The organism is Streptomyces sp. NPDC055254 (assembly GCF_053606025.1).
The window spans coordinates 26064-52449 of sequence record NZ_JBSGQV010000040.1 but is presented as its reverse complement, the minus strand read 5'-3'; the positions used below and the strand labels follow the sequence as shown (position 1 = coordinate 52449).

The 26386-nt window shown below is 73.4% G+C and carries 25 protein-coding genes; 11 read left to right on the top strand and 14 right to left on the bottom strand.

Features of this window, described 5'->3' with window-relative positions; all coding sequences use genetic code 11:
* Positions 1-64 precede the first annotated feature (64 nt).
* The 7 genes from ACWFQ8_RS27890 to ACWFQ8_RS27860 all read right to left on the bottom strand — a co-directional run bounded on the left by ACWFQ8_RS27890 (position 65) and on the right by ACWFQ8_RS27860 (position 5461).
* A complete protein-coding gene (locus ACWFQ8_RS27890) occupies positions 65-397 on the bottom strand; it encodes a TcmI family type II polyketide cyclase (RefSeq protein WP_453789038.1) in 333 nt (110 codons plus the stop codon).
* Between the two features lie 20 nt (positions 398-417).
* On the bottom strand, positions 418-897 hold the full coding sequence (locus ACWFQ8_RS27885) for an SRPBCC family protein (protein WP_453789037.1): 480 nt from the start codon (positions 895-897) through the stop codon (positions 418-420).
* Between the two features lies 1 nt (position 898).
* Entirely contained in the window at positions 899-1153 is a 255-nt protein-coding gene (locus ACWFQ8_RS27880; RefSeq protein ID WP_453789036.1) for an acyl carrier protein, read from the bottom strand.
* Between the two features lie 27 nt (positions 1154-1180).
* Positions 1181-2419, bottom strand: coding sequence for a beta-ketoacyl synthase N-terminal-like domain-containing protein (locus ACWFQ8_RS27875; protein WP_453789035.1), 1239 nt, complete (start codon positions 2417-2419; stop codon positions 1181-1183).
* The gene (locus tag ACWFQ8_RS27870; protein ID WP_453789034.1) at positions 2416-3687 is read right to left on the bottom strand and encodes a beta-ketoacyl-[acyl-carrier-protein] synthase family protein; all 1272 of its coding nucleotides are present in this window, start codon (positions 3685-3687) and stop codon (positions 2416-2418) included. The genes ACWFQ8_RS27875 and ACWFQ8_RS27870 overlap by 4 nt, the downstream gene beginning before the upstream one ends.
* Positions 3684-4127, bottom strand: coding sequence for a cupin domain-containing protein (locus ACWFQ8_RS27865; RefSeq protein ID WP_453789033.1), 444 nt, complete (start codon positions 4125-4127; stop codon positions 3684-3686). Before ACWFQ8_RS27865 ends, ACWFQ8_RS27870 begins: the two co-directional genes overlap by 4 nt.
* A gap of 236 nt (positions 4128-4363) precedes the next feature.
* Positions 4364-5461 (bottom strand): SchA/CurD-like domain-containing protein, encoded by a 1098-nt coding sequence (locus tag ACWFQ8_RS27860; RefSeq protein ID WP_453789032.1) that lies wholly within the window; start codon positions 5459-5461, stop codon positions 4364-4366.
* Between the two features lie 275 nt (positions 5462-5736).
* On the opposite strand from ACWFQ8_RS27860, the gene ACWFQ8_RS27855 reads away from it, so the two are divergent.
* Complete coding sequence (locus ACWFQ8_RS27855; protein ID WP_453789031.1) at positions 5737-7368, top strand: FAD-dependent oxidoreductase; 1632 nt, start codon at positions 5737-5739, stop codon at positions 7366-7368.
* 50 nt (positions 7369-7418) lie between these two features.
* Here ACWFQ8_RS27855 and ACWFQ8_RS27850 read toward each other — a convergent pair whose 3' ends face one another.
* Positions 7419-7646, bottom strand: a complete 228-nt coding sequence (locus ACWFQ8_RS27850; protein ID WP_453789030.1) for an acyl-CoA carboxylase subunit epsilon — start codon at positions 7644-7646, stop codon at positions 7419-7421.
* 317 nt (positions 7647-7963) lie between these two features.
* Here ACWFQ8_RS27850 and ACWFQ8_RS27845 point away from each other — a divergent pair, with 317 nt between their 5' ends.
* The 3 genes from ACWFQ8_RS27845 (at position 7964) to ACWFQ8_RS27835 (ending at position 11452) form a co-directional block, all read left to right on the top strand.
* A complete protein-coding gene (locus ACWFQ8_RS27845) occupies positions 7964-8185 on the top strand; it encodes a hypothetical protein (protein ID WP_453789029.1) in 222 nt (73 codons plus the stop codon).
* Between the two features lie 159 nt (positions 8186-8344).
* Entirely contained in the window at positions 8345-9388 is a 1044-nt protein-coding gene (locus tag ACWFQ8_RS27840) for a LacI family DNA-binding transcriptional regulator (protein ID WP_453789028.1), read from the top strand.
* 189 nt (positions 9389-9577) lie between these two features.
* Positions 9578-11452, top strand: a complete 1875-nt coding sequence (locus ACWFQ8_RS27835; protein ID WP_453789027.1) for a galactose oxidase-like domain-containing protein — start codon at positions 9578-9580, stop codon at positions 11450-11452.
* Between the two features lie 3 nt (positions 11453-11455).
* Here ACWFQ8_RS27835 and ACWFQ8_RS27830 read toward each other — a convergent pair whose 3' ends face one another.
* Positions 11456-12136: a HutD/Ves family protein gene (locus ACWFQ8_RS27830; RefSeq protein WP_453789026.1), complete on the bottom strand. Its 681-nt coding sequence runs from the start codon at positions 12134-12136 to the stop codon at positions 11456-11458.
* A 188-nt stretch (positions 12137-12324) separates the two neighbouring features.
* Between ACWFQ8_RS27830 and ACWFQ8_RS27825 the strand changes: the two genes are divergently transcribed.
* Complete coding sequence (locus tag ACWFQ8_RS27825; RefSeq protein WP_453789025.1) at positions 12325-12831, top strand: mycothiol transferase; 507 nt, start codon at positions 12325-12327, stop codon at positions 12829-12831.
* Between the two features lie 68 nt (positions 12832-12899).
* Here the strand turns inward: ACWFQ8_RS27825 and ACWFQ8_RS27820 are convergent, their stop codons facing one another.
* A complete protein-coding gene (locus ACWFQ8_RS27820) occupies positions 12900-14261 on the bottom strand; it encodes an FAD-dependent oxidoreductase (protein WP_453789024.1) in 1362 nt (453 codons plus the stop codon).
* Between the two features lie 279 nt (positions 14262-14540).
* On the opposite strand from ACWFQ8_RS27820, the gene ACWFQ8_RS27815 reads away from it, so the two are divergent.
* From ACWFQ8_RS27815 to ACWFQ8_RS27805, 3 genes are all read left to right on the top strand, one after another.
* Positions 14541-14732 carry a DUF5302 domain-containing protein gene (locus tag ACWFQ8_RS27815; protein WP_453789023.1) on the top strand — a complete coding sequence of 64 codons (192 nt, stop codon included), beginning with the start codon at positions 14541-14543 and terminating at the stop codon, positions 14730-14732.
* 178 nt (positions 14733-14910) lie between these two features.
* Positions 14911-15324, top strand: coding sequence for a rodlin (locus tag ACWFQ8_RS27810; protein WP_453789022.1), 414 nt, complete (start codon positions 14911-14913; stop codon positions 15322-15324).
* Positions 15325-15499: 175 nt separating this feature from the next.
* Positions 15500-16387 carry a glycoside hydrolase family 19 protein gene (locus tag ACWFQ8_RS27805; protein WP_453789050.1) on the top strand — a complete coding sequence of 296 codons (888 nt, stop codon included), beginning with the start codon at positions 15500-15502 and terminating at the stop codon, positions 16385-16387.
* A 55-nt stretch (positions 16388-16442) separates the two neighbouring features.
* Here the strand turns inward: ACWFQ8_RS27805 and ACWFQ8_RS27800 are convergent, their stop codons facing one another.
* The 4 genes from ACWFQ8_RS27800 to ACWFQ8_RS27785 all read right to left on the bottom strand — a co-directional run bounded on the left by ACWFQ8_RS27800 (position 16443) and on the right by ACWFQ8_RS27785 (position 23805).
* Positions 16443-19196, bottom strand: coding sequence for an AAA family ATPase (locus tag ACWFQ8_RS27800; RefSeq protein WP_453789021.1), 2754 nt, complete (start codon positions 19194-19196; stop codon positions 16443-16445).
* 233 nt (positions 19197-19429) lie between these two features.
* On the bottom strand, positions 19430-21187 hold the full coding sequence (locus ACWFQ8_RS27795) for a S8 family peptidase (protein ID WP_453789049.1): 1758 nt from the start codon (positions 21185-21187) through the stop codon (positions 19430-19432).
* A gap of 419 nt (positions 21188-21606) precedes the next feature.
* Positions 21607-22374 carry a DUF1838 family protein gene (locus tag ACWFQ8_RS27790; protein WP_453789020.1) on the bottom strand — a complete coding sequence of 256 codons (768 nt, stop codon included), beginning with the start codon at positions 22372-22374 and terminating at the stop codon, positions 21607-21609.
* A gap of 75 nt (positions 22375-22449) precedes the next feature.
* Positions 22450-23805 carry a hypothetical protein gene (locus tag ACWFQ8_RS27785; RefSeq protein ID WP_453789019.1) on the bottom strand — a complete coding sequence of 452 codons (1356 nt, stop codon included), beginning with the start codon at positions 23803-23805 and terminating at the stop codon, positions 22450-22452.
* Positions 23806-23949: 144 nt separating this feature from the next.
* Here ACWFQ8_RS27785 and ACWFQ8_RS27780 point away from each other — a divergent pair, with 144 nt between their 5' ends.
* The 3 genes from ACWFQ8_RS27780 to ACWFQ8_RS27770 all read left to right on the top strand — a co-directional run bounded on the left by ACWFQ8_RS27780 (position 23950) and on the right by ACWFQ8_RS27770 (position 26377).
* Positions 23950-24957 carry a DUF1996 domain-containing protein gene (locus ACWFQ8_RS27780; RefSeq protein ID WP_453789018.1) on the top strand — a complete coding sequence of 336 codons (1008 nt, stop codon included), beginning with the start codon at positions 23950-23952 and terminating at the stop codon, positions 24955-24957.
* Between the two features lie 83 nt (positions 24958-25040).
* Positions 25041-25652 (top strand): sigma-70 family RNA polymerase sigma factor, encoded by a 612-nt coding sequence (locus ACWFQ8_RS27775; RefSeq protein WP_453789017.1) that lies wholly within the window; start codon positions 25041-25043, stop codon positions 25650-25652.
* Positions 25649-26377 carry an anti-sigma factor family protein gene (locus tag ACWFQ8_RS27770; protein WP_453789016.1) on the top strand — a complete coding sequence of 243 codons (729 nt, stop codon included), beginning with the start codon at positions 25649-25651 and terminating at the stop codon, positions 26375-26377. The genes ACWFQ8_RS27775 and ACWFQ8_RS27770 overlap by 4 nt, the downstream gene beginning before the upstream one ends.
* Positions 26378-26386: the final 9 nt, after the last annotated feature.

The following is a 26386-nucleotide window of genomic DNA, read 5'->3' as shown; positions in this document are numbered from 1 at the left end:
CTGGCCGGGCACACGCGGCGGGACCCGCACACACCGTGTGCGGGTCCCGGCCCGGTCCGCCGGGTCACTTCGCGCCCGGGTTCTCCCAGCGGTAGAACTCGTGGGCCATCGCGTCCTTCGGACTCCGCCAGGTGTCCGGGTTGTGCGGACTGATGTAGGCCGTGAGCCGGTCGCTGAGGTCCTGGAACTCGGGGTGGTCGGTGACCTGCGCGATGGCGGGTCCCGGGGGCCGCTCGGACTCGATCAGGTGCAGGTAGACGTCGCCGAACTGGAACAGGCTGCGGCGCGTGACCCCGACCAGGTGCGGGAGTTCGCCCGCGTCCGAGCCGGCGAACAGCTCGGCGATGTCGGGGGCCGAGCCCGGCGCCATGCGGGCGACGATGAGAGCGCGGTGCATCTCGATGGCTGCCTTTCGCTTCAGCGGCGGCTGACGGCGGGGGTGCTGCTCTCCCGCTCGCGCTGCTCGATCTTGTCCCGGATCAGCTCCAGCTGGACCTTCGAGTTGCGGTTGATGTTCGCGGTCATCCAGTCGTCGTCGACCGGCGCGTCGGGCTTCATCGCGAAGTCCTGGGTCCACTTCATCCGGGTGCCGCCGGGCACCTGGAAGTACTGCCAGTGGATGTCCATGTGCGCGAAGGGGCCGGTCTCGACCCGCCGGGCCCGTACGGTGCGGCCCGCTCGGTCGGTCGTGCGTTCCGAGACCCAGCTCCAGACGGTGCCGTTCTCGTCCGGGTGCATGGTCAGCCGGAAGCGGGTGGTGTCGCCCTCCTGCGCGAGGATCTCGATCGACGCGTACTCGCTGAACAGGTTCGGCCAGTTCGGCAGGTCGTTGGTCATCTCCCACACGACGTCGACGGGCGCGTTGACGATGATGTCGTTCTCGGTGTGTCCTGGCATGTCAGGCTCCTGTCATGAGGCTGTTGTTGACGAGGTCGAGGAATTCCCTCGGGGTCTTGCAGCGGTCGGCGTCGGTGGGCAGTGCCCGGCCGCGCCGGTTCTCCAGCTCGCCGACGATGCCCAGCAGGCCCAGCGAGTCGAGGCCGTAGTCTTCGAAGGCGGACTCGGGACGGCCCGCCATCTCGCTCGGGTCGACGGTGATGCCGGCGGTCTTCATCAGGGCCGCCAGCTCCTCCATGGTCAGTCGGTCGGACATGGTGACTTCTCTCTTCCTGGGAGGGGACTACAAGGACGCCGAGGAGCCTTTGCGCAGCACGAGGGCGGAGTTCGAGCCCATCCGGCCGCGGCTGAGCACGAGCGCGGTGCGCAGCTCCGCCGGGCGGGCGCTACCGGTCACCACGTCGAGGTCGTGGCACACCTCGTAGACGTTCGGGGTCGGCGGGACGATGCCGTGCTCCAGGGCGAGGACCGCCGCGGCCGTGTCCAGGGCGGGTGCGGCGCAGTACGCCCTGCCCGTACCGGTCTTGGGCGCGGTGACCGGGACCTTGCGGCCGTGCGCGCCGAGGGCGTCGGCGATGGCCGCCGCCTCGGCCGTGTCGGCCTCCGGTGTGCCCAGCGCGTCGGCGAAGACCACGTCGATCTCCTCCGGGGCGCAGTCCGCCTCCCGCAGCGCGCCCCTGATCGCCCGGGCCAGCCCCTCGCCGGCGGGGTCCCGCTGCCGGGTTCCGGTGAAGGTCGCGGCGTGGCCGGCGAGTACGGCGCGCACGGTGGCGCCCCGGCGGCGGGCCCGCTCCTCGTCCTCGACGAGGAACATGGCGCCGCCCTCGGCGGGGACGTAGCCGCTGGCCTTGGCGGTGAACGGCCGGTAGGCGCGCTGGGGGTCGTCCCCGGTGCTCAGCCCCTCGTACTCCAGCTGGCAGACGATGGAGTACGGCGCCAGCGGCGCCTCCGTCGCCCCGACCAGCATCGCGCGGCTGCCCCGGCGGATGGCCCGGTCGGCGTACGCGAAGGCGTCCAGGCCGCCCGCCTCGTCGCTGGCGACGACGCCGCAGGGGCCCTTGAGGCCCCGGCGGATGGAGATCTGGCCGGTGCTCGCCGCGTAGAACCAGGCGATCGACTGGTACGGGCCGACGTAGTGCGGGCCCTGCTCCCAGAGCCGTTGCAGTTCGCGCTGGCCGAACTCGCCGCCGCCGGACCCGGCCGCGGTGACGACGCCGACCGAGAAGGGGTCGCCCTCGTAGTCGGCCCGGCCGAGCCGGGCGTCCTCCAGGGCGAGGTCCGCGGCGGACAGGGCGTGGTGGGTGAAGCGGTCCGTCTGGACGAGGAACCGCTCCTCGACCATGGCGCCGGGGTCGAAGCCCCGTACCTCGCCCGCGACGCGCAGCGGCAGGTGTTCGCAGCCCCGGCGGGTGATGCGGTCCAGGACGCTGAGGCCGGACTGGGTCGCCTTCCAGAAGGCGTCGGCGCCGATGCCGTTGGGCGCGACGACTCCGATGCCGGTGATGACCGTACGGCTGGTCACGAGACCTCCTCCTTCGGCCGGGTCATGACCACCGCCGACTGGAAGCCGCCGAAGCCGCTGCCGACGGAGAGCACGTTGCGCATGGTCCGGCTCCGGGCGGTGCGCGGTACGTAGTCGAGGTCGCACTCGGGGTCGGGCGTCTCGTAGTTCGCCGTCGGCGGCACCACGCCGTGGGCCATGGCGAGCACGCAGGCGGCCAGCTCGATCGCGCCGATGGCGCCGAGCGAGTGCCCGACCATCGACTTGATCGAGGTCATGGGCGTCTTGTAGGCGTGGTCGTCGAGGACCCGCTTGACCGCCGCCGTCTCGTGGCGGTCGTTCTGCTTGGTCCCGGAGCCGTGGGCGTTGACGTAGTCGATGTCCGAGGCGCTGATCCGGGCGTGGTCGAGGGCCGTTTCGATGGCCCGGGCCATCTCCAGGCCCTCAGTGGTCAGTCCGGTCATGTGGTGGGCGTTGCCGAAGGTGGCGTACCCGCCGATCTCGCAGTAGACGGTCGCACCGCGGGCGCGGGCGTGTTCCAGCTCTTCGAGGACGAGGACGGCGCCGCCCTCGCCGAGGACGAATCCGTCCCGGTCCGCGTCGAACGGCCTGGAGGCGTGGGCCGGGTCGTCGTTGTTCGGCGAGGTCGCCTTGATGGCGTCGAAGCAGGCCACGGTGATCGGCGATATGGGCGAGTCGGAGGCGCCTGCGATGCAGACGTCCATCCGGCCCTCCTCGATGGCGTGGACGGCGTACCCGACGGCGTCGAGTCCGGAGGTGCAGCCGGTGGACACGGTCTGCACCGGGCCGCGCGCCCCCGTCTGCTCCGCGACCGCGGAGGCGAGGGTGGCGGGCGTGAACGCCCGGTGCAGGAAGGGGCCGGCGAGCTTGTGGTCGACGTCCCACCAGGAGCCGGACTGGCTCACGGCGACGTAGTCGTGCTCCAGACGGGTGGTGCCGCCGACGGCGGTGCCGAGGGAGACCCCGGTCCGCCAGGCGTCGTCCTCGGTGAGGTCGAGTCCGGCGTCGTCCACGGCCTCGCGGGCGGCGACCAGGGCGAACTGGATGTACCGGTCCGCGCGGGCCACGTCGCTTTCGTCGAGGCCGTGCGCGGCGGGGTCGAAGTCGACCTCCGCGGCTATCCGGGAGCGGAACCCGGCCGGGTCGAAGAGGGTGATCCCGCGGGTCGCCGTCCGGCCGTTGGACAGCAGGTCCCAGAAGGCCCGGACGCCGATGCCGCCCGGGGCGACGACGCCGACGCCGGTGACGGCCACCCGGCGGCGGGTCACGAGGCCGCTCCGGTCCGGTCGGGAGGCTGCGCCCAGGCCGTGCTCTCCGGATGCGGGGCCTCCTCGGTGTCGACGTGGCCGAGTTCGGGGCGCGGGGCGAGCGGGCCGAGGTGGAAGACCATCCGGGCCTCGGTGTCGCCGACGTTGCGGAACCGGTGGCGCACGTTGAGCGGCACGAGGAGTCCCTGGTCGGTGCGCAGCGGGTGGGCCTCGCCGTCGAGGTCCACTTCGAGCTGCCCGGCGACCACGTACACGAACTCCTCGGAGTACGGGTGGTAGTGCTCGGCGATGGACTCCCCGGGGGCCATGACAGCCAGGCCCATGAAGCCGCTGGTGGAGCCCACCGAAGTCGGGGTCAGCACGGCCCTCAGGTCGCCTCCGCGCCGGCGGTTGGGCGGCGTCTCGCTGAGGTCCACGATGCGTGGGCGCTGTCTGGTCATGGCGGGTTCCTCCTGGCGTGTGGGGTGCCTGGACGGGGCTTGGGGGGTGGGAGTCGGAGCTGGGGGTGGGAGTCGGACCCGGGCCAGGACCGGTCGAGGACCTGGGTCCGGGGCCCGAGGACGGGGGCCGGGCGGGGCCCGGGGCCGGGAGCCGGGGGTGGGACCGGGGCCGGGACTCGGTCGTGGACCGGGTGCACGACCCGGTCCGGTCCGGTCCCCGGCCGGGTCCGCGGCGATCAGGACTGCGCGGCTGCCCGGCGGTCGGTGATCAGGTTCATGGTGTGGTGCGCGGCGCGACTCCGCTTCCCGGATACGGCCATCAGGCGGTCGAGCACCGCCGCCTTGCGCGCGCCCTGGACACCGAAGGCCGTCTGCGCCCCGGCGTCCAGCGGGCCGCTCACGTCGACCAGACGGACGACGATGTCGTCGCGCTGGAAGATGCTGCTGCTCCGCACGGGGCTGTCGGGCCGCTGCGCCGCCGCCTCGTCCTGGCGGGCGAGGAACTCGGCGAGCGCAGCGCCGCAGCCGGGCTTCGCCGGGTAGTAGAGCGCGTGCCGCCGGACGTCGGAGGATTCCGGTTCCGGGGCGGCGATGTGGTGCACGGCCGGGAGCGCGGCGCGCATGAAGAACATGCGGGCGGACTCGGGGTCGCCCAGGTTCCGGTCCTGTTCGAGGTACGGGTTGATGGCCTCCTCCACCGCCCGCACCTCGGGCTGCTCGGAGACGTGGCGCAGGGCCGCCATCAGGTCGCCCTGGACCTCCACGGTGCGTACGACGCGGTTGCCGTGCATGAAGAGCGACGTACGGCAGAGGCGGGTGTGGTCGTCGACCCGGGCCGCCGGGGAGGCGTAGCTGGAGAGGATGGACGCGACCTGCTTCTCGCTGCCCGGCTTGACGGTGAAGGTCAGGGCGTGGCGGACGATGCCCGCGCCGAGCCGGGGCACGGATTGCAGCCGTGCCGTGGACGGGCGCGCCGCCTGGTCGTAGCGGCGGCCGGTCTCGCGCAGCACGGTGAACTTGAGCGGGCGCATGGCGCGGGCGCAGACGCCCAGCGGCTTCACCTGTTCGGCGTGGTGCTCGCTGTTGACCCATGCGAGGTACTGCGGGGCACTCTCCCACTCGCTGGTGATCAGCCACTGCGAAGGGTTCTCGAACGACTGGCAGAGCTGGTCGCTGATGTGTCCCGGGACCGACGCGATGGCGTGGCGGAGCTGTTCGTACGCCTCGAAGAACTGCTGCTGGGTTCCCTCGTGGAGGTCCATCAGAAGGACGACCCGGAGCATGGAGCCGTCGAAGGCTGACTGCGACACCCGTTCGGACAGCGTGGTTGTCATCTACTCACTCCTTCATGAGGGGGTGGAGATCCATCGCGTACGGACCCCTCGTCCGTCACCGGTGGCACCGCCCGGGCCGACGGCCGCCTCGGTCGGGGGGACGGCAGGCGGGCGCATCTCAGGGGAGCCGCTGTCGCTCATCGTCATCCGGGTGGGCACGTACCGCTACATGTCCGGATCAAGCGGGTGACAACGGGCGAATCAACTGGGCCTGATCGACGATCGGGGGCATAAAGAGACCACTCCCCCACACAGAAAACAGGAGCCCGCAGCTGATGGAAGACAACGCCGATGTTCGCGTACCGGTTCTCGTCGTGGGCGGCTCTCTCGTGGGCCTGTCCACCTCGCTTTTCCTGAGCCGCCACGGAGTGAGGCACCTGCTGGTCGAGAAGCACGCCGGCACCTCCACGCACCCGCGAGGCCGCGGCATCAACGCCCGGACCATGGAGCTCTTCCGCACGGCGGGAGCGGAGCGCGCGATCCGCCGGGCGGCGTCCGTGCTGGAGGAGAACCAGGGCATTCTGCAGGCCGAATCACTGATCGACGGCGACCGCAGATGGCTGATCAAGTCGGTGGACCCGTCCGGGGCGCTGGCCCGGTTCAGCCCCACCGGCTGGTGCCTGTGCAGTCAGAACAACATCGAGCCCGTGCTCGCGGCGCAGAGCCGCTCCATGGGCGCCGATATCCGTTTCTCCACCGAACTCATGAACCTCGAACAGGACGAGACGGGCGTGACCGCCCTGGTGAAGAACCGGGAGACGGGCGAGCACCTGACCGTGCGCGCCGACTTCCTGATCGCGGCGGACGGCCCGCGCAGCCCCGTGAGGGAGGCGCTGCGGATCCCCCAGACGGGCAACGGCGAGTTGTTCCACAACGTGAGCATCACCTTCCGCTCGGAGCGGCTCGCCGAGCTCCTGGGCGATCTGCGCTTCATCGTCTGCTACCTGATGAAGCCGGGAGCCGACGGGGCCCTGCTGCCCGTGGACAACGCGGCGCAGTGGGTCTTCCACGCCCCCTGGCACCCCGAGACGGGCGAGACCCTGGAGGACTTCACCGACGAGCGGTGCGCGGAGCAGATCCGCAAGGCGATCGGCGCGCCCGACCTGGACGTGGAGATCGGTGGCAAGGCCCCGTGGCACGCCGCCGAACGGGTGGCGCGCCACTACTCGTCCGGACGGGTGTTCCTGGCGGGCGACGCGGCCCACGAGATGTCCCCCACCGGGGCGTTCGGTTCCAACACCGGCATCCAGGACGGGCACAACCTCGCGTGGAAGATCGCGGCGGTGCTGAACGGCTCCGCCGGCATCGAGCTCCTCGACACCTACGAGGCGGAGCGGCTGCCCGTGGCCAAGGCCACCAGTGAGCGCGCCTCGGCGCGCTCCGCCGAGCACAGCCATCCCGGGTACGCGCCGCCTCCCACCATGGGCGGCGGGCCCGGCAGCGGGGTCCTGCCCACCGCGATGGGCTACTGCTACCCCGAGGGCGCCGTCGTCGGCGGCGAGCCGGGGCGTGCGATCATCCCGCAGGCGCTGCGCCTGATGGGTGACACCGGCACCCGGGCACCGCACGTGTGGCTGACCCGGGCCGGCGATCGGATCTCCTCGCTGGACCTCTACGAGCAGTCCTTCGTGCTGCTCAGCAGCCCGGGAACGCCCTGGAGCGAGGCGGCGGAACAGGCCGCGCTTGAGCTGTCGGTGCGCCTGGACGCCTACACCGTCGGGTCCGGTCCGGGCGCGGACCTGCTCCAGGAGACCGGCGCCGACTGGGCGGAGGCCCACGGGTTGACGCCCGAGGGAGCGGTGCTCGTACGCCCCGACGGATTCGTGGCCTGGCGGTCGGAGGGCGCGGTCGCCGATCCCGGGGCGACGCTGCTCGACGTCCTGTCGACGGTGCTGCGCCGGGCGTGAGGACCTGGTTCCCCTCCGCGCCGGCCGTGCCCGCGGCCGGCGCGGAGGGTTCAGCGGCAGGCCCAGCACCCTGCCCAGCAACCGGCTCCCGGACGGATGTGGGGGCGGCGTCCGGAGGCGGCGCGCGCGCTGTTCGCCCCGTCGCGCCCCGGGCGCCCGGCGGCGGCGGACCGACCCGCGAAGAAGGCGACCACGACCGCTATCGCGGCCAGTTCCTCGGGTGCGGCCAGGCCCTTCTCGATCCGCAGCAGGCTCGCTGTCGGCACATCGTTCGACATCGGCACGGCCTCTCGTACGGGGGCTGCGCGTGTCGCCGGTGGCGCGAGGGGCGGACCGGCTCGGCGCTGACGCGGGCGGCACACGGGTGGCTCGGCACGCTGGCGGGGCATGGCCCTGACGTGCGTACCGGCCGGTGGATCCCTGTCGGGTCACCAGGACTCCTGACGCCCTCGACGCTACAAGCGCGGGGAGGACCCGGCACTCCGGAGCACGGCCCCGCGGGCCCCTGCGGAGCGCGCCGCGGGCGGAGTTCGGGCGGCCGGCTTCCTTCGGGCGGGACCGCCTCCGGCCGCTCCGCACCCGTGCCGGGGCGGCCGTGAGCGGCCACGGGGCCCTGCTGTGCCGGGGCTGCGCCGGCCATCTGTACTCCGTCCGCACCAGGGATCCGGCCGGTGGCGAGGCGGCCTGGCTGTGGGAGGTGGACCACGAGACGCCCGTGCCGTGCCCCCTCGACGGGCTCCTGCCCCTGACCGGGACGGCCGCCGGGGTGTACGACCTGCCGGGCGCCGAACGGGTGCTCGGGCCACCGCCCCGATAGGTGCGCCGTGTTGCGCCGCACGGGTGAACGGGGCCGTCACCGGGTACCGGTGACGGCCCCGGGCCGGTACAGCCGGGAGCGCCCTCCGCTCCCCCGGTCCGACCGGTTACGCTGCTGTCCGGCGAGGCCGCCGCCCCTGGACACATGGAGGAAGCACCCGTGCCCGAAACGCACTCCGGGAACCGACCCACCCTGGAGGCCGTCGCGGCGCTGGCCGGCGTGTCCCGGGCCACCGCGTCGCGTGTGGTCAACGGCGGTGACGGCGTCCGCCCCCATCTGGTGGACAAGGTGCGCGAGGCGATCCGGGACCTGGGGTACGTCCCCAACCACGCGGCCCGCACGCTGGTCACCCGGCGCACCGGCGCCGTGGCGGTGATCATCGCCGAGCCGGAGATCCGGATCTTCACGGACCCCTTCTTCTCCCGCCAGGTGCGCGGCATCAGCAAGGAACTCACGGCGCACGACGCCCAGTTGGTCCTGCTGCTGGTGGAGGACCGCAGTGACTACGACCGGATCGAGCGGTATCTGGCCGGCGGCCACGTCGACGGGGCGCTCGCCTTCTCCCTGCACACGGACGACCCGCTGCCCGCCATCACCCGCCGCATCGGGATGCCCACCGTCTACGGCGGCCGTCCGGGCTGGACGCCCGGGCCCGGGGAGTCCGAGGGTGTGGTGTACGTGGACGCGGACAACCGGGGCGGGGCGCGCGAGGCCGTACGGTACCTGCGCGCGCAGGGGCGGCGGCGGATCGCGCACATCGCCGGCCCGCTCGACCAGACCTCGGCGGCCGACCGGCTGAGCGGGTACCTGGACGAGCTCGCGGCCGACAGCCCCGAGCTGTTCGTCGAGGGGGACTTCACCTCGGCCGGCGGCGCCCGGGCGATGGCCGAACTGCTGGACCGCGACGCGGGGATCGACGCCGTGTTCGCGGGGAACGACCTGATGGCGACCGGCGCGCTCCGCGTGCTCCGGGAGCGGGGCCGGACCGTCCCCGGGGACGTGGCGCTGGTCGGCTTCGACGACGCCGAACCGGTGGCGGAGAGCGCCGATCCGCCGCTGACGACCGTACGCCAGGACATCGAGGGCATGGGGCGCCTGATGGCGCGGCTGCTGATGCGCACCCTGAACGGGGGCGGGAAGGACCGAGTGCGGCCGGGTCCGGTGATCACGGCGACGGAACTGGTGCGGCGGGCGTCGGCCTGACGGCCTGAACGGCCGGGCGGCCGGGCCCCCTCGCGCCCCGCCCGGGCGCGGTCCTCGGGCGGGTCCCCTCGCGTCGCATCCTTCGATTGATCATGTTTGTCCTAGTATCGGCGATATCCGTCGGCCCATCAGCGGGTCCCGGGAGCCGGCCAGGACGCCGGAGCCGGGGCTTCCGCGGTGAGGAGTCCCATGTTCCGCGCCCACCGATGCGCCGCGCCGGCGGCCTGGCTGATCGCCCCGGCCCTCGCCCTGTCCGCGCTCTGCCCCGCTCCGGCCACCGCCGCCCCGGGTACGGCCGCACCGCATGCGGCGCACCGGCACGCCGACGACGGCGGCGCCACCGCCGGAGCTGCCGGAGCCGTCGCCGTCGCCGGCGAGGCCGCCGTACTCGGCGAGGAGCACGCCCGCGCGCACGCGCGGCTGCGGCGGGCGGCGCAGGGCGCGAAGGGCTATCCGCAGGCCTCCCGCACGGCCGGCCTGGCCTCCCTCCAGGAGTCCCAGCACCAGGCCAACGCCCGTTTCCGCGCGGCGGATGCGGGCCGCTTCGCCCAGTTCTTCCCGTCACCGGACTTCGGTGTCCACGTGGCCCAGCTGCCGACGGGCAAGGTGCTGCTCTTCTCCTTCGAGCGGGTGGAGTCCGACCCCACCAAGGAGACCGGCCCCACGAACACGGTCGGCCGCACCAACGCGGGCCGCGCCTTCCTCTGGAACCCGGCCCTCGGCACCGGGGCGGGAGCCTTCAAGAAGGTGCCGCCGCCGGTGGTCCTGGTGCCCGACGGCACCTACGCCCCGCGTCCGGCGCCGTTCTTCTGCGCCGGGCACTCCTTCCTGCCCAACGGAATGGTCGCGGTCTTCGGCGGCAACGTCGGCGGGAAGGGCGGCAGCGGCGCCAAGCTGTCCTTCGTCTTCGACCCGTGGACCGAGACCTGGTACCGCAACCGCGACATGGCCGTCGGCCGCTGGTACCCCTCGGTCGTGACCGCCGCGGACGGCCGTCAGATCATCATGTCCGGCCAGTCGGAGCGCGGTACGGGCACTCCGACGCCGGTGGTGGAGCGGTTCCCGGCGCTCCGCACGCCCGTCCCCTGGCGTCCCTTCGACATCCCGGTGGACGTCCCCTCGGAGCGGCTGCGGTCCGAGGCGCCGTTCCGCAACGACTACCCGCACCTCTTCTCGCTGCGGGACGGGATGATCTACGGCCTCGGCCGCGACGCCGATCAGCAGTGGCGATTCGATCCGGTGAAGGACGTGCGGACCGATCTGCCCCGGCGCCCCGCGGACTTCCGGGGCTACGGATCGGCCGTGCCGCTGCCGGCGGGCTTCCGCGGTCCGGACTCCGTGCTGGTGCTCGGCGGTGATCCGCGCGACCGCAACACGTACCTGCTGAAGGACGGCCACTGGGACGCGGCGGAGCCGAGGGCCTTCGGCCGCACCCAGGACGCCACCCTGATCCTGCCGGACGCCACCCTGCTCACCGTCAACGGCGCCCTGGACACCCGGGACTACGGGCACGGACCCTTCAATCCGAAGGCCGACCTGAAATACCGCCAGATCGAACTGCGGGACGCGCGCGGCCACTGGCGGCTCGGGCCGGTCCAGCGCCTGCCGCGCGGCTACCACTCCAACGCCCTGGTCATGCCGGACGGCCGGGTCATGGTCACCGGCGACGAGCTCCAGCAGATCGCCAACGACCCGGACATCCGGGACGCGATGGACGGCAGCATCGAACTCTACGAGCCCGCCTACCTGCACCGGGGCAGCCGTCCGGCGCTCGACCGGGTCCCGGCGGGCGAGCTCGCCCACGACACGGACTTCCAGGTGACCAGCTCGACGGCGGGGGACGTCCGGCGCGCCGTGCTGCTGGCGCCGACGACCGTCACGCACTCGGTGAACACCAGCCAGCGCCATCTGGAGCTCAGGACGACCGGGATCCGCGGTACCGCCGTCGGGCTGCGCACCCCGCCGAGCGCGGCCGACGCCCCGCCCGGTTACTACATGCTGTTCCTGCTCGACGCGAAGGGCGTGCCCAGCGCCGCGAAGTGGGTGAAGCTGGGCGTCCGCTGACGCTCAGCGGGAGGCGTCCTCGCACCCTCCCGCGCCGGGGTCCGCCGGCGCGAACCGGACCACGGCCGCGCGCCCGGCGGTGCGGACGGTGGTGTCGTACGGGCCGTCCGCCAGGAGCGCGTCGTACGGGTCCAGCCCGAAGGCGGGCGCTTCGCCGGCGCCTTCGAGCACGGCCGTCCCTTCCAGGGCGACCACGAGCAGCGTCTCGCCGGCCGGGACGCAGACTCCGAGGGCCCCCCGGACGACGGCGGTCCGCGCTCGGACGCTCCCCCTGCGGAACATCACGTTGAAGTTCACGACGGGGCCGGCCAGGAGCCGGCAGTCGGTCGGCTCGTCGCCGGCGAAGTCCTGCGGGGCGTAGCGCTCGTCGACGAGCCGGTGTGCGCCCGCCACCGCGAGGTCCATACCGGCCCCCTCGGCGAGGGTCAGCGTACGGTCGACGTCGGGGAACGCGGAGAACGGGCCGTCGGCGCGGACGTCGGCCAGGCTCACCCGCCAGGCGAAGTCTCCCGTACCGGCCCCCTCGGGCCGGACCGCGATCTCCCGGATAACGCCGCCGCCGTTCTTCCAGACGGTCTCGCCGCGGTCGGCCGCGCGCAGGACGCGGACTCCGCCGTGGGCGCGGACCCCGTCGCGCTCGCGGACCTGGAGTTCGGCAGGGGTGGCCGGGGCGGTGTCGCTCATGTCCGGAGCCTACGCACAACGCTCATATGATCCATTGTTCACCACCTCAACCATCGGCCCCTACGGTCGGCAGTCGCTTGAACGGACGGCTTCCTCGGCGCGCCGACCCTCGACCTCGGCCGGGTCGGCCTGCAGGCCCCGCGTGTCGCTCCCGCCGCACGGAACGAGGGGCCTTGCATGGTGGAGGCATGAAGGCTACGGACGTCATCGCGGACGGATTCGGCCGCATCCACGACATCGTGCACGAGGTGGTCGAAGGTCTCGCGCCGGAGCTGCTGGACGCGCGCGTCGACCCCGGGGCGAACTCGATCACCTGGCTCGTCTGGCACCTGACGCGAATCCAGGACGACCACGTGGCGGACGCGGCGGAACTGGACCAGGTCTGGCAGGCCCAGGGCTGGGCGGACCGGTTCGCGCTGCCCCTGCCCGCCGCATCCACGGGGTACGGTCACACGGCCCGGCAGGCCGGTACGGTCCGGGTCGCCTCGGGCGAGCTGCTCCTGGGGTACTTCGACGCCGTCCACGAGCGGACCCTGCGGTTCGTGCGTGGTCTGGCCGCCGCCGATCTGGAACGCGTGGTCGACGAACGCTGGGACCCCCCGGTCACCCTGGGGGTGCGCCTGGTCAGCGTCCTGTCCGACGACCTCCAGCACGCCGGGCAGGCCGCCTTCGTACGGGGCCTGCTGGAGCGGTAGCAGGCGAGCGCCGCGGCGAGGACGACGGAGGGGCCCGCCTCGTCGGCGGGCCCCTCCGTGCGTCGCGGTTACGCTCCGCTCGCGTCGAGCATGTGCTCGCGCTCGACGATCTTCACGCGCTGGCGTCCCTGGGGCTCGCCCAGCGCCTTCTCGGCGGCGTCCAGCTTGTACCAGCCCTCCCACGTCGTGTAGCGGACGGACCGCTCGGCGAGGAAGGACTCGACGGCCTCCGGCGCGGGCGCGGCCGGCTCGCCCAGGCGGCCCTCGGCGTGGTCGGCCAGCAGGTTCGCCACTGTCTCGTTGGCGTCGCCCTTGGTGTGGCCGATCAGACCGACCGGGCCGCGCCGGATCCACCCGGTGACGTACGTCGACTGCAGGTGGCCGCCGGCCTCGATCACGCGGCCGCCCTCGTCCGGGACCGTGCCGGACTCGACGTCCCAGGGGAGCTTGGGCAGCTCGTCGGAGAGGTAGCCCACGGCCCGGTAGACGGACTGGACGTCCCAGTCGGTGAACCGGCCGGTGCCCTTGACGTTGCCGGTGCCGTCGAGCTCGGTGCGCTCGGTGCGCAGCCCGACGACCTTGCCGTCCTCCCCGAGCACCTCGGTGGGCGACTCGAAGAAGTGCAGGAACAGCTTGTGCGGCCGCTCGCCGATGTCCCGGATCGCCCAGTTCTCCAGGGTCTTGGCGACCATGTCGGCCTGCTTGTTGGCGCGGCGGGTCGCGATGGAGCCCTCGTCGTAGTCGATGTCCTCGGGGTTGACGATGACCTCGATGGTGGGAGAGTGGTCCAGCTCGCGGAGTTCCATGGGGCTGAACTTGGCCTGGGCCGGTCCTCGGCGGCCGAAGACGTGCACCTCCAGCGCCTTGTTGGCCTTGAGACCGTCGTAGACGTTCGCAGGGATCTCGGTCGCCAGCAGCTCGTCGGCCGTCTTGGCGAGGATGCGCGCGACGTCGAGGGCCACATTGCCGACGCCGAGCACCGCGACCTTCTCCGCCTCCAGCGGCCAGGTGCGCGGGACGTCCGGGTGGCCGTCGTACCAGGAGACGAAGTCCGCGGCGCCGTAGGAGCCGTCCAGGTCGACGCCCGGGATGGTGAGCGAGCGGTCCGCGGTGGCGCCGGTGGAGAAGATCACGGCGTCGTAGAACGAGTGCAGCTCGTCCAGGCTTATGTCGTTGGGGTAGTCGACGTTCCCGAAGAGGCGGACCTGCGGCTTGTCGAGCACCTGGTGCAGCGCGGTGATGATGCCCTTGATCCGGGGGTGGTCGGGAGCGACGCCGTACCGGATCAGGCCGAAGGGGGCGGGCATCCGCTCGAAGAGGTCGATGGACACCCCGGGCTCCACGGCGGCCTCGGACTTCAGGAGCGCGTCGGCAGCGTAGATGCCGGCGGGGCCGGCACCGACGATTGCTACCCGCAGAGGGCGAGGCATGGCAGGGTTCCCTTCGACAGCAAGCTGGATCAAGGAGAACCCTAAACTGAGGTAATCCTAACCCGGCACCCGGTCTCGCCTTATGACCCCATAATCAGAACTTATGACCCTCCCAAGGCTTCCTTGGGGTTCGGGCGGACCACCTGCGGGGCCCGACCGGCGGCGCGGGCCCCCACCCCCGCCCCGCCACCCACCCGCGGCCCCGCCCGTAGCGAACGCGCTGGTCAGCGGACACGCCACCTGACAGACTGAAACGGCTTGATCACCCCAGGAGGACAAATGGCAGACGAAACCGACACCCCGCAGGACGAAACTCCGGCCGACGCCGCCAAGCGCAAGTTCCGCGAGGCGCTGGATCGCAACGCCGCGAATACCCAGTCGCAGCAGGCGCACCAGAGCCGTGCGAAGGTCCAGGGCTCCAGCAGCGGCCCCGGCGGCAAGAACAAGAAGGTCCGTCGCAAGACCGGCTGACCTCGCGGAGGAGGGGCCGGTCTCGCCGCCGCGGCGGCGGGACGCCCCCTGTGCGCCACATCCACCGTTGGGCCGCCCGGGTGAGTGGGGATAACCCCGGGCTCTCGCATCAGTTGATCAGCTCGTCCCGCCGAGGGCAGCTAGCTCATGCGACAGTCCGACAGAAGGATTCCCCATCATGCTCAAGAAGTTCATGGCCACCGCCGCGGTCACCGCCTCCGTGCTCGGCGCGGGTGCCGCTGCGGCCGCCCCGGCGATGGCGATCGGCAACGACAACGGCGTCAACACCGTCAACGGCAACGGCTCCGCCCAGGTCTACGGCAACCAGGAGACGCGCGGGGCGATGAGCCCGCAGCTGAGCGCGGTCCAGGGTTCCCTCAACAAGCTCTGCATCGGCCTGCCGGCCAAGGTCAACGCCCAGTCCCTGTTCGCGGTCCTCGCGAACATCGGCGTCCAGGACGTCAACGTCCTCGCCAACCCGCAGAACCAGCAGTGCGCCGAGAACTCCACCCAGGCCAAGGGTGACGACTCCGCCTCGCACATCCTGGAGAACATCCCGGTCCTCTCCGGCAACCTCTCCAACCGCAGCTGACGCTCCGTTCCTCTCCGCGCCGGCGCGACACCCTGTCGCGTCGGCGTATTTTATTTTGGTCTAGACCTTGACAGGTCCAGACCAGTTTCGCTTCAGTGGGCCGTACTGCCACCTCCATGGCAACTCCCCCCACCGAAGGAGCAGTTCCGTGATAAGCGCGCTACGCCGCCGTGCCTTGGCCCTGGCCGCCGCCGCGGCCGTCACCGTCGGCCTCGCCATCGCCCTTCCCTCCTCCCCCGCCTCCGCCGCGGCCCCCTGCGCCAGCCCCTGGGGCTCGTCCGCCGTGTACACGAACGGCATGAACGCCTCGCACGGCGGCCGCAACTGGCAGGCCAAGTGGTGGACCCAGGGCGAGACGCCCGGTACCACCGGGCAGTGGGGCGTCTGGTCGGACCAGGGCGCCTGCGGGGGCGACGGGGGCCAGAACCCCGATCCCGACCCCTCCGGCTTCGTGGTCTCCGAGACCCAGTTCAACCAGATGTTCCCGAACCGGAACCCCTTCTACACGTACAACGGTCTGGTCTCGGCCCTGTCCGCGTACCCCGCCTTCGCCAACACCGGTGACATCACCGTGAAGCGCCGGGAGGCCGCCGCCTTCCTCGCCAACGTCTCGCACGAGACGGGCGGACTGGTCCACATCGTCGAGCAGAACACCGCCAACTACCCCCACTACTGCGACGCGACGCAGCCCTACGGCTGTCCGGCGGGCAAGGCCGCGTACTACGGCCGCGGGCCGATCCAGCTGAGCTGGAACTTCAACTACAAGGCGGCCGGGGACGCCCTCGGCCTCAACCTCCTGGCCAACCCCTACCTCGTGGAGCAGGACCCGGCGATCGCCATGAAGACGGCGCTCTGGTACTGGAACACCCAGAACGGTCCGGGCACGATGACCGCCCACGCCGCGATGGTGAACGGCGCCGGCTTCGGCGAGACGATCCGCTCCATCAACGGCGCCCTGGAGTGCAACGGCGGCAACCCCGCCCAGGTCCAGAGCCGGGTCTCGAAGTACCAGAGCTTCACCCAGCTGCTGGGCGTGACCCCGGGCGGCAACCTCACCTGCTGACCCCTCCCCTACGGTGCCGGCCGCCCGCTCCCCGGAGCCGGGCGGCCGCTTCCGTTCAGGGTGCGCGCAGCGCGGTCGCGAGCTGGGCCCGGGACCGCACGTCGAGTTTCTGGTAGATCCGGGTCAGCCGCGCCTCCACCGTCTTCACGCTGAGGAACAGCTTCGCCGCCGCCTCCTGGTTACTCGCCCCCTGGCTGACGAGCAGGGCCAGCCGGGTCTCGGCCTCGGTCAGGGTCGCCGCCGCCTCCGTACGGCTCCCCTCCGCGGGCGCCGGTTCCCGGGCGAGCTCCGCCCACGGGGTCGCGCCGGCCCGCTCGAACACCTCGGCCGCCGCCGTGAGCGCGGCGCGGGCGGGGGCCCGCCGGCGCCGGCGGCGCTCCACCCGGGCCAGGGCGAGCAGCGTCCGGCCGCGCTCCAGCGGCAGGCGCAGCTCGGCGAAGCGCGCGGCCGTGTCCTCCAGCAGCCGGACGGCCTCGTCGGCGTCGCCCCGGGCGGACAGGCACAGGCCCCGGGCCCGGTCCAGGGCGGCGACGACCCCGGTGCGGCCGAGGGAGACGGCGACGGTACGGACGCGGTCGATCAGTTCGGCGGCCTCGCCGGGAGCGTCCGCCGCGACCAGGGCCTCGGCGAGCTCACCGTGCCAGCGCAGGATCGAGGGGTCCACCACCTGCTGGGCGGCCTCCAGCTCGGCGACCCGGCTCAGGGTGGCCACGGCCTTCGCCGCCTCGCCGGTGGCCAGCTCGACCAGGCCGAGGGCGTGCAGGTTGCGCGTGAGGAAGACCTGGTCGTGCTCCTCCCGCGAGGCCTGGATGCCGCGCCGCGCGTATCCGGCGGCGCGCGCGAAACTGCCGCCCATCGCCTCGGCCTTCGAGGCCACGTACCAGGCGGGGCCGGGCGAGAGGCCCGCCTCGATCGTCAGCTCCAGGGCCCGTCGGGCATGCGCGGAAGCGGCTGCGCAGTGGCCGCCGCGCAGCTCCGCCTCGGTGAGGCTGCGCAGCACCTCGAAGACGTCCTCCGCGGAACCGGTCCGCTGCACGGCGGGCAGCAGCACCATCAGCTGGCGGCGTGCTTCGCCGACCCGGTCGTCGAAGAGCGCGTGCCGGACGGCGAGGTACTGGGGCGCGTGGCGCATGCCGAGCGGCACCTCGGGTGCGGGCAGGGCGAGGGCCTCCGCGAGGATCTCCTCGGCGTCCGGGTCCCCGAGGATGCGGCCCATCCGGGCCCGTACGGTCAGGGCCATCGCTTCCGCGACCTGGTCGCCGCCGAGGGCGGCGAGCGCGCCGGCTTCGGCGGCGGCGTCGCGGGAGCGGACGGGGTCGCCGTCGCTGAGGTTGTTCTTCCAGGCGACTCGCAGCTGGACGGCCGCCATGAGGGAGGGGTCCCCGGCCGCGTCGTCCGTGGCGCAGGCGAAGGTTTCGTCGAGGGCGCCGAGCGCCTGCCCGGCGGCGTCGATGACGGCGAGGCGGGCCCGGACCCGGTCGGCCCGGGAGGCGTCGCGGGCCAGCACCGCCCGGGTCGCGCGGCGGGCCAGGTCGGCGCGGCCGGCCCAGCCCGCGTCCTCCGCGGCGCCGACGAGCCGGGCCAGTTCCTCCCCGGCGAGCCAGGACGGCGTGCGGTCGGCCGCGAGCAGACCGAGCTCGGCGGCGAGGGCCCGCTGACCGCGCCGGCGACAGGCCGCGGCGGCCTCGGTGATCTCGGCGGCGAGCCATTGGTCGGGGGTGTCGACGGCCAGTGCGCGGTGGCGTACGGCCTGGATCGGGTCGTCGACGGCGGAGGCCAGCGCGGCGTGCGCGGCGGAGCGCTCGGGCCAGCCCGCGTCGGCGGCGAGCGCGGTGGGCAGGGCCCCGGCGGTGAACTCGACCGTGCCGTCCTCGGCCACACGGATCAGCGCGGCCCGTTCGGCCTCGGCCAGTTCCGCCTCGGCGTCGGGGCGGCCGGCCCGGCGCAGCAGTGCGGTCGTGGGGCGGGCCGCGAGGGCGGCGAGCAGCAGGGTGCGGCGGGCCTGCGCGGGGGCCTCGGCGAGCAGGCGGCGGGCCACCTCGCGGGCCTGTCCGCAAATGGGCAGGGTGTCGGCGTGGTGGGCGGAGCCGTCGCGGGACTCGGCGAGGGAGTGGCCGAGGGCGAGGGCGAGGCGTGGGTTTCCGCCGCTCGCCTGGTGGATGCGGCCGGCGAGGCGGGCGGGCAGGCCCCGGCGCGAGAGGAGTTCGGCCACCTCGTCGGCGCCGAGCGGGGGGACCCGTATCGCGGGGGTACCGGGGCCGCAGAGGGGTTCTCCCACCGGGGTTCCGCCCTGGACGCACTCGGCGACCAGGACCCGGACGCGGGGCGGGGTGAGGCGGAGCGCGAAGCGCAGCAGGCCGGTGCTCTCGGCGTCGAGCCACTGGGCGTTGTCGAGGACGAGCAGCACGGGTCGGCGGGCGGCGAGGGTGCGCAGCACCTCGACGACGGCCAGGCGCAGCGCGACGTGGTCGCGGCCGGCGCCGGGGGCGTCGGCCTCGCGGCGGAGCAGGGCGATCGCGGTGCGCTGGGGTCCGGAGAGCCCCTCCAGCGCGGCGGCGGGTACGGAGGCCAGCAGTGCGGCGGCGGACGCTTCGGGGATCCACTGGTCGGCGGCCTCGGGGGCGAGGCGGAGCACCGTCTCCTGGCGCGCCTCGGCGGCGGCCGCGACGGCGCGCACCACTTCGGTCTTGCCCGCGCCGGCCGGCCCGGTGAGCAGTGCCCGGCCGTGCGTGGTCAGCGCGCGGTCCACCGCTTTGATCAGTTCGCCCTGTCCGACCTTTGTGTCAGCGTGCCCCGTCGCCGCCACCACGCACAGCCACCAGCCTCTCGATCCCCAGCTCCTGTGCCTTTCCTGTGAGACGCGACAATACGAGGTCGGATGCCGGGTGGACCCGGATTGTGACGCAGAAATCAGTCGGCTCGCGCAAAAGCCCGCCGGAACTGCCGGTACGGGTGTACAGGCAGGTCCGACGGGCTGCGTTGGTCCGTACTATCGCCCCGTCAGGCCTGGTCGGGGGACCGGACCGGGCGGGACCGGACGGATCAGAAGGTGAGCTTCCAGGCGTCGATCTTGCCGGTGTCGCCGCCGGCGTTGTCGTTCACGCGGAGCTTCCAGGTGCCGTTCGCGACCTCGGTGGAGGCGTTGACCGTGTAGGTGGTGTTGATGTTGTCCGTGCCGCCGCCCGCGCGGTTGTGCAGGACGTACACGGAGCCGTCGGGGGCGACCAGGTCGACCTTCAGGTCACCGATGTAGGTGTGCGCGATGGTCACGCCGACCTTGAGGGTGGCCGGGGCGTTGCCGGTGATCCCGGAGACGGTGATCGGGCTCTCCACCGTGCCGTTGTCGGCGATGGTGTAGTCCGTGAGGTTCTCCAGGGCCGGGGTGGTCGGGCCCGAGGTGACGGCGGTCACGGTGGCGGCCGCGTCGGCGAGGCCGGCGCCGCAGCCACCGGTGCAGGTACCGGCCAGCGGACGGGCGTTCGTCTTGATCGCCGACTCGATCTGGCCCGGGGTGAGCGTGGGCTTGGCGGCGACCAGGAGCGCGGCGAGGCCCGCGACGTGCGGGGCGGCCATGCTGGTGCCCTGGTACGGCTCGTAGTTCTCGGCGCCGGGGGTGGTGGCGCCGGCGTTCAGGGTGGACCAGATGCCGTTCTCGGGGGTGGTGATGGTGCCGGGCGTGTCGGTGGCGCGGCGGGTCTCACCGCCCGGGGCGGCGACGTCGATGATCGCGCCGTAGTTGGAGTAGAAGGAGCGGTCGCCCGTGCGGTTGCTGGCGGCCACGTTGACCACGTTGTTGCAGCTGGCGGGCGAGAAGCCGGACGCGTCGGCGTTGCTGTTGCCGGCGGCGACGACGACGGTCGTGCCGCGGCCGACGGCGGCGTTGATGGCGTTCTGGTAGCTGGTGCCGCAGGCGCCCGAGCCGCCGAGGCTCATGTTGATGACCTTGGCGGGGGTGGCGTTGGCCGGGATGCCGGGGACGGTGCCGCCCGACGCCCAGGTGATGGCGTCGACGATGTCCGAGGTGGCGCCGCCGCACTTGCCGAGGACGCGGACGGGCTGGATCTTCGCGCCGTACGCGATGCCGGCGATGCCCTTCGCGTTGCCCGTGGCCGCGGCGATGGTGCCCGCGACGTGGGTGCCGTGCCAGGAGGAGTCGCTGGCCTTGGAGCCGACGCCGCACTCGCCGGCCGCGCTCCAGTCGCCCGCGTCGGCGGGGTTGTTGTCGCGGCCGTTGCCGTCACGGGACGCGGTGGAGCTGGAGATGAAGTCGTAGCCCGCGACCACGTTCGCGGCGAGGTCCGAGTGCGCGACGTAGCCGGTGTCGATCACGGCGACGGTGACGCCGGAGCCGGTGGTCTTGTCCCAGGCGGCGGGGACGTTCATGCCCGCGGTCGGCTCGAAGAGGTCCCACTGGCGGGCGTACTCGGTGTCGTTCGGGGTGGCCAGGGCGTAGGCGCGCGAGTCCGGCTCGACGTAGGCGACGTCCGGGTCGGCACGGAACTGGGCCATCACGTCGGCGGCCTCGGCGGGGGCGACGGCCGAGCCGAGGTTGACGAGCGCGGCTCCGGTACCGAGGCGGCGGTCGAAGGTGGCCTTCTTGCCGGCCTTCTTCCCCTTGGCGGCGGCGTCGTCGGCGGCCGCGGTGTTGGAGCTGGCCTCGCTGGCGGAGGACTTGTATCCGACGATGAGGTTCTCGACCGGTGCGGCGGGCGCGGGAACCGCGGCGGGGGCGGCGGCGGGGTCCGCGGTGGCCAGGGCCACGGAGGTGGTGGCGGATCCGGCGAGCAGGGTGACGGACATCGCCACCACGGATATGAGCCTTCGTCTGGATGCGTGCACAGTGTTCCCTTTCGCGGGCCGTTCCGGGCGGGCCGGATCGGCCGGTCGGTGCAGTGTGGGAGGTGTACCGGCGGCTGCGGAGCCGGTGCGGGCTGGTCGAACCCGCCCCGGCCGCCGCCGCGCGCCTCGTTGCTCCGGCCGCGACGGCGGGGCAGGGCAACGGCGTTACCGGCGGCTCCTCCTGGTCCGCGCGGCATCACGCCATGTGGGGTTGGCGCGTGGGCCATGCGGCCAGGAGATGATCGCCGGTGGGCAGACAGTAGGCAAATGCGGGGTGAACTCGATACGGGGAAAACCCTTGTCCGCCCCTCCCGTACCCCCTGAGGGAGGCCTGCGGGGCTCGTCGGGGCCGCGTCCGGCGGCCCCTGCCGGGGATGTCCTCAGGCGGTCCGGGGCGGGAAGAGCTTGCGGAAGTAGGTCCAGCTGGTCTCGTTCGGCTCGGACCACTTGCGCGGTGCGTGTGCGAACTGCGGATGGTGGGCGGCGATGTACGAGCGAGTGCGTTCGGGGACCTCCGCGTAGGACGCCAGTTTCCGCCCCCGGCAGTGGAAGGCGAGGCCGCCGGGCCGGTCACCCTGTTCCATCCAGGGGAGCCAGGGGGACATCCGGGTCCAGGACATCGTGGCGGGGACGCTCGGTCCGTCGGTGGTGAGCGCCGTCGCGGGCGCGAAGAACTGGAAGAGTTCCAGTGCGCGGTAGGTGTCGTCCGCCGAGTGGGCCGGGTACTGCGCGACGAGCAGCGGCGAGGGGTAGGACAGCGGGATCTCCAGGCTGAAGCAGATCTGGTCGCCCAGGTCGGTCAGGGGGACCGGGTGGGGCCGCAGCTTCTGGTTGGCCGGGTCGTTCCAGACGTGCACCACCGGCTTGCCCTCCCAGGTCTCGACGATCTCGCGGGTCACCGGGTCCAGGTAGAAGGCCGCTTCCCTGCTCAGCAGTTGGAAGCCGCCGGTCTCCTCGTCCGGGACGAGGCGGGCCACGTTGACCCCCTCGAAGCCGAAGAGGCGCCGGTAGGGCTCACCGGGACCCCAGGAGTGGACGTCGCCGGCCCACCAGAAGGTCACTTCGGCGCCGTCGAGCGAGGCACGGGTGCGGGCGAAGGCCCGCAGCAGTTCGGCGGGCGTCATGGCGGAGGTCGGCGCGGAGGTCATGGGCCGTACTGTGCTGCGCCGCGCCCGCGGTCGGCAACCGTGCGCGCGGTCGATCCGGCGGCTCCCGTGGCGCGATCACCGCGGGTGGGCCGCCGGGCCGAGGCGCTCGATCTCGCGGCCGGCCCGGGGCGAGCGGACGCCCCGGTTGAGGTGCTGGGCGCGGCGCAGTTCGGCCGCCGCGTCCGCTTCCCGTCCGTCCAGGCGGTACAGCCGGGCCCGTTCCACGTGGGTGAGCGTGATCGCCCGTTCCTGCTCCTCGGGGCGGGTCTCCAGGGAGGCGTCCAGGGCGGCGTGGGCGGCCTCGTAGTCGCCGAGCAGGCCCAGGACGACGGCCCGTTTGAAGTCGAGGGCGGTCGGACGGTAGGTGTGGAAGGGGTCGGGGTCCACGGGGAGTCGGCCGCGCAGCCGCCCCGCCGTGTCGAGCCAGGCCAGGGCGGAGTCCCGGTGGCCCAGGGCTGCGTGTACGTGGGCCGCTTGGGCGGCTACGTAGGCCCGGACGGCGGCGGGTGCGCCCGAGGCCGCCTCCCGTGCCTGGCGGACGTAGGAGAGGGCGACGGCGGACTGGTGGTGGTCGAGGGCGTCCTGGCTCAGCATCCGCAGGGCGATGGCCCGGGTGGCGCTCTCCCCGGCCAGCTCGGCGAGGGAGGCGGCCCGGCCGAGGGTCCGGCGGGACGCGGCGAAGGCGCACTGGTCGGCGTAGCTGCGGGCGAGCAGTAGGACGGTGCGGGCCGCGTGGCTCAGCTCGGGCGGCGTCAGTGAGCCGACGGAAGCGGTGAGGACGGGGCGGAAGGTGCTCTGGAGGTAGGCGAGGAGGACGGGGGCCGTGGCGTCCCCGCCGAGGGCGTCGGCCTGCCCGGCGAAGAACACCTCGGCCGTCCGGCGCAGTCCACTGTGCGAGAGGGCCGCGATGCGGGCGCCCGCGGGAGAGCCCTGACCGGACGCGCGGGGCGAGTGGGGCGCGCCGGGCGGGTGGGAGGCGCCGGACCGCACCGGTTCGCCGGGCGGGCGGGGTTCGCCGAGTGCGGGGGGCGCGCCGGACCCGCCGCGGCCGTCAGGCGTCTCGCGCTGTTCCGGCACGCGGAGGCCCCCGTGGTCGGCCCGGCGACGCCGGTGCGGCTGCGGCCGCAGCCCCGGTACGCCCGCGAGCAGGTCCGCCGCGCTGGTGGGCGGCCCGGACGGCGGGGCGTGCCCCATGCCGATGTCGGCGGGACCGACCGGCCGGCGGAGGTGGCGGGAGAGGATCTCGCAGAGCAGGCCCGGCAGCGGGTCGCGGGGCGTACTGCCGCGGAGCCAGTGGGCGATGGACGTGCGGTCGTAGGCGGTGCTGAGGCCTGCCGCCCGGGCGCTCGCGTTGAGCCGGTGGGCCAGGGCCTCGTACGTCAGGCCGGTCTCCTGGATCACCCGGTGCAGGAGGGGGTTGGCAGCTGTCACGGAGGGGGAGTTCCTTCCGGCGATGAGGAGGCCTGCGCAGGATGGTGGCTTTTGCGTATAAACCGCCATCCGGAATGAAAAGTTGCGGCCCGCCCGGCCGGCCCCGGGTTGACGGCGCCGTCGCCACCGGTAACCGTGACCGCCATGGGGATCGAGAACCGACTGCTCGCACTCGCCGTCTGCCTGGTCCTGGGCGGCGCGCTGACCGCCGCCGCGCTCGGGGCCTCGCGAGTGGCCGGCCCGCGGTCGGGGTCCCCCTCCGGAGCGGCGGTGCGCCCGGCGGCGGCCGACTACGTGGACATGCGCGACGTCCCGCGCGAGACGGCCCACTCCCCCGTCGCCGGACCCGACGCCTCGGCGGGCGCGGTGCGGGTGGACTGCGGCCGCAACGAGGAGGGCCACTACAACGAGGACAACCCGGTGGTCTCCCCCGGGCTCCGGTCGGGCGCCCACCACACGCACGCGTACGTGGGGAACCTGTCCGCGGACGCGATGTCGACCGACGCCTCCCTGGACGCGGCCGCCACGAGCTGCCGCGGCGGGGACCGTTCCACCTACTACTGGCCCGTCCTGCGCCGCCTCGACCGTCCGGGCACGCGGGCGCACGAGCGCGCGGCCGGGCACGGCAACGCGGGCGAGATCCTCGCGGAGGCCTCGGTCCTGGTGGAGTTCCGGGGCAACCCGGTGAGCAAGGTGGTGGCGATGCCGCGCTTCCTGCGCGGGACGACCGGTGACGCGGTGGCGTTCACGGCGGGCGGCGACAGCGACGTGCGGGCCCGCTGGGGCTGTTCCGGTTCCCCCGACCGCGCCACCACCCGCTACCCGCGCTGCCCGGCCGGCGACCGGGTCACCCGCACCCTCGCCTTCCCCAGCTGCTGGAACGGCCTCGACACCACCTCCGCCGGGCACCGTTCGCACCTGCGGTTCCCGGCGCCGGGCGGCGTCTGCCCGCAGGACACCTTCCCCGTGCCCGAGCTGCGGATCACGCTCGCCTACGAGGTCCCCCCGGGCGTTCTGACCGCCCTCGACTCCTTCCCGGAGCAGCGGCACAGCCCCAAGACGGACCACGCCATGTTCGTGAACGCGATGAGCGAGGAGCAGATGGAGGCGGTCGTCTCGTGCCTCAACGAAGGCCGCACCTGCCGCACCTGAGTGACGCACATCACCTGAACCGAGTCGGCCCCGATGGCGTGTTCCGTTCGCACTACCTCAACGAGGAAGACGGAGAGGGTGAGATGGCCGGACCACTGCGGCCCCGCACTCGGCGGGGCTCGACCGACGAGGCACTGATCAAGTCGGTGTACGAGGAGCACGGCCACGCGCTGCTCGCGTACGCCACGCGGCTGACGGGAGACCGGGCCGCCGCCGAGGACGTCGTCCAGGAGACGCTGATCCGGGCCTGGCGGCACTCCGACGTCCTGGTCAACGGGAAGGGCTCGGTACGCGGCTGGCTGCTCACGGTGGCCCGCAACATCATCACCGACCGGTACCGGGCCAAGGCCGCGCGGCCTCCGGAGGTCTCCGGGGCGTCGGCGGCGCCGCCGGTGGAGATGGACCACGCCGACGCGGTGGTGGACAGCATGACGGTCCTGGGGGCCCTCGACCAGCTGTCCCCGGAACACCGGGACGTCCTCAAGGAGTTGTACTACCGGCAGCTCAGTGTGGCCGAGGCGGCCGACACCCTCGGCATCCCGGCGGGTACGGTCAAATCGCGCTCGCACTACGCCCTCAAGGCCCTGCGCGAGGTGTTCGGGGACGGCGGCGGCAGGGACAGCGGTTCCAGAGAAGGCAAACGATCGGGCAGGCCGCCCCAGCAGCCCGCCGGACTGCGTGAGGTGGTGGCATGAACCGGCAGCTGCACGAGGAGGAACTGCTCGGCCCGTACGTGCTCGGCGTCCTCGACGAGGAGGAAGCGCGCCGGATCGAGGAGCACATGGCCGGATGCGTGCGGTGCCGGGAGGAGGTGGCCGCGTTGCGCGAGATGGAGGCGGCCCTGGGAGAGGTGCCCGAGGAGGCGTTCCTCGACGGCCCGCCGCAGGGCGGGGACCTGCTGCTCCAGCGCACGCTGCGGCAGATGCGCGGCGAGCGGGACGGCGCCCGGCGCCGCCGGGCGGGGCTCGCGGGACTGGCCGCGGCGGCCTCTCTGGCCGCCGTGTTCTGGGCCGGTACGCAGTGGGGCACGGGCGACCGGGACGGCGGCCTCGCCCTTCCGCCGCCGCCCCCGCCGACGTCCTCGGCGTCGCCCGTGCCGCCCGTGCCCGGGACGAAGGTCGCTTCCGCGGTCGACCGGGGCACCGGGGCGCGGATGACCGTACGGATGACGCCCGCCGCGAAGTGGGTACGGGTGCACGCGGCGGTCACCGGCGTTCCCCGGGGCGAGCGGTGCCGGCTGGTCGTGGTCTCCGCGGACGGGACGCGCACGGTCGCGGGCGGCTGGGTGGTCGGCGGCCAGGAGAACGGCGAGGGCAAGGGTGCCGCCCTGGACGGCTCGGCTGCCGTGGACCCGGGCGACGTGAAAGCCGTCCTGGTGGAGAACGAGGCGGGCAGGACGTTCGTGTCCGTACCGGTGTGACCGGGGCCG

What these genes read in the sequence shown, in the direction of transcription:
- ACWFQ8_RS27890 (WP_453789038.1), bottom strand. Translation starts at nt 397, where the DNA reads ATGCACCGCGCTCTCATCGTCGCCCGCATGGCGCCGGGCTCGGCCCCC.
- ACWFQ8_RS27885 (WP_453789037.1), bottom strand. Translation starts at nt 897, where the DNA reads ATGCCAGGACACACCGAGAACGACATCATCGTCAACGCGCCCGTCGAC.
- ACWFQ8_RS27880 (WP_453789036.1), bottom strand. Translation starts at nt 1,153, where the DNA reads ATGTCCGACCGACTGACCATGGAGGAGCTGGCGGCCCTGATGAAGACC.
- ACWFQ8_RS27865 (WP_453789033.1), bottom strand. Translation starts at nt 4,127, where the DNA reads ATGACCAGACAGCGCCCACGCATCGTGGACCTCAGCGAGACGCCGCCC.
- ACWFQ8_RS27860 (WP_453789032.1), bottom strand. Translation starts at nt 5,461, where the DNA reads ATGACAACCACGCTGTCCGAACGGGTGTCGCAGTCAGCCTTCGACGGC.
- ACWFQ8_RS27855 (WP_453789031.1), top strand. Translation starts at nt 5,737, where the DNA reads ATGGAAGACAACGCCGATGTTCGCGTACCGGTTCTCGTCGTGGGCGGC.
- ACWFQ8_RS27850 (WP_453789030.1), bottom strand. Translation starts at nt 7,646, where the DNA reads ATGTCGAACGATGTGCCGACAGCGAGCCTGCTGCGGATCGAGAAGGGC.
- ACWFQ8_RS27835 (WP_453789027.1), top strand. Translation starts at nt 9,578, where the DNA reads ATGTTCCGCGCCCACCGATGCGCCGCGCCGGCGGCCTGGCTGATCGCC.
- ACWFQ8_RS27830 (WP_453789026.1), bottom strand. Translation starts at nt 12,136, where the DNA reads ATGAGCGACACCGCCCCGGCCACCCCTGCCGAACTCCAGGTCCGCGAG.
- ACWFQ8_RS27825 (WP_453789025.1), top strand. Translation starts at nt 12,325, where the DNA reads ATGAAGGCTACGGACGTCATCGCGGACGGATTCGGCCGCATCCACGAC.
- ACWFQ8_RS27820 (WP_453789024.1), bottom strand. Translation starts at nt 14,261, where the DNA reads ATGCCTCGCCCTCTGCGGGTAGCAATCGTCGGTGCCGGCCCCGCCGGC.
- ACWFQ8_RS27815 (WP_453789023.1), top strand. Translation starts at nt 14,541, where the DNA reads ATGGCAGACGAAACCGACACCCCGCAGGACGAAACTCCGGCCGACGCC.
- ACWFQ8_RS27810 (WP_453789022.1), top strand. Translation starts at nt 14,911, where the DNA reads ATGCTCAAGAAGTTCATGGCCACCGCCGCGGTCACCGCCTCCGTGCTC.
- ACWFQ8_RS27795 (WP_453789049.1), bottom strand. Translation starts at nt 21,187, where the DNA reads ATGTCCGTCACCCTGCTCGCCGGATCCGCCACCACCTCCGTGGCCCTG.
- ACWFQ8_RS27790 (WP_453789020.1), bottom strand. Translation starts at nt 22,374, where the DNA reads ATGACCTCCGCGCCGACCTCCGCCATGACGCCCGCCGAACTGCTGCGG.
- ACWFQ8_RS27780 (WP_453789018.1), top strand. Translation starts at nt 23,950, where the DNA reads ATGGGGATCGAGAACCGACTGCTCGCACTCGCCGTCTGCCTGGTCCTG.
- ACWFQ8_RS27775 (WP_453789017.1), top strand. Translation starts at nt 25,041, where the DNA reads ATGGCCGGACCACTGCGGCCCCGCACTCGGCGGGGCTCGACCGACGAG.
- ACWFQ8_RS27770 (WP_453789016.1), top strand. Translation starts at nt 25,649, where the DNA reads ATGAACCGGCAGCTGCACGAGGAGGAACTGCTCGGCCCGTACGTGCTC.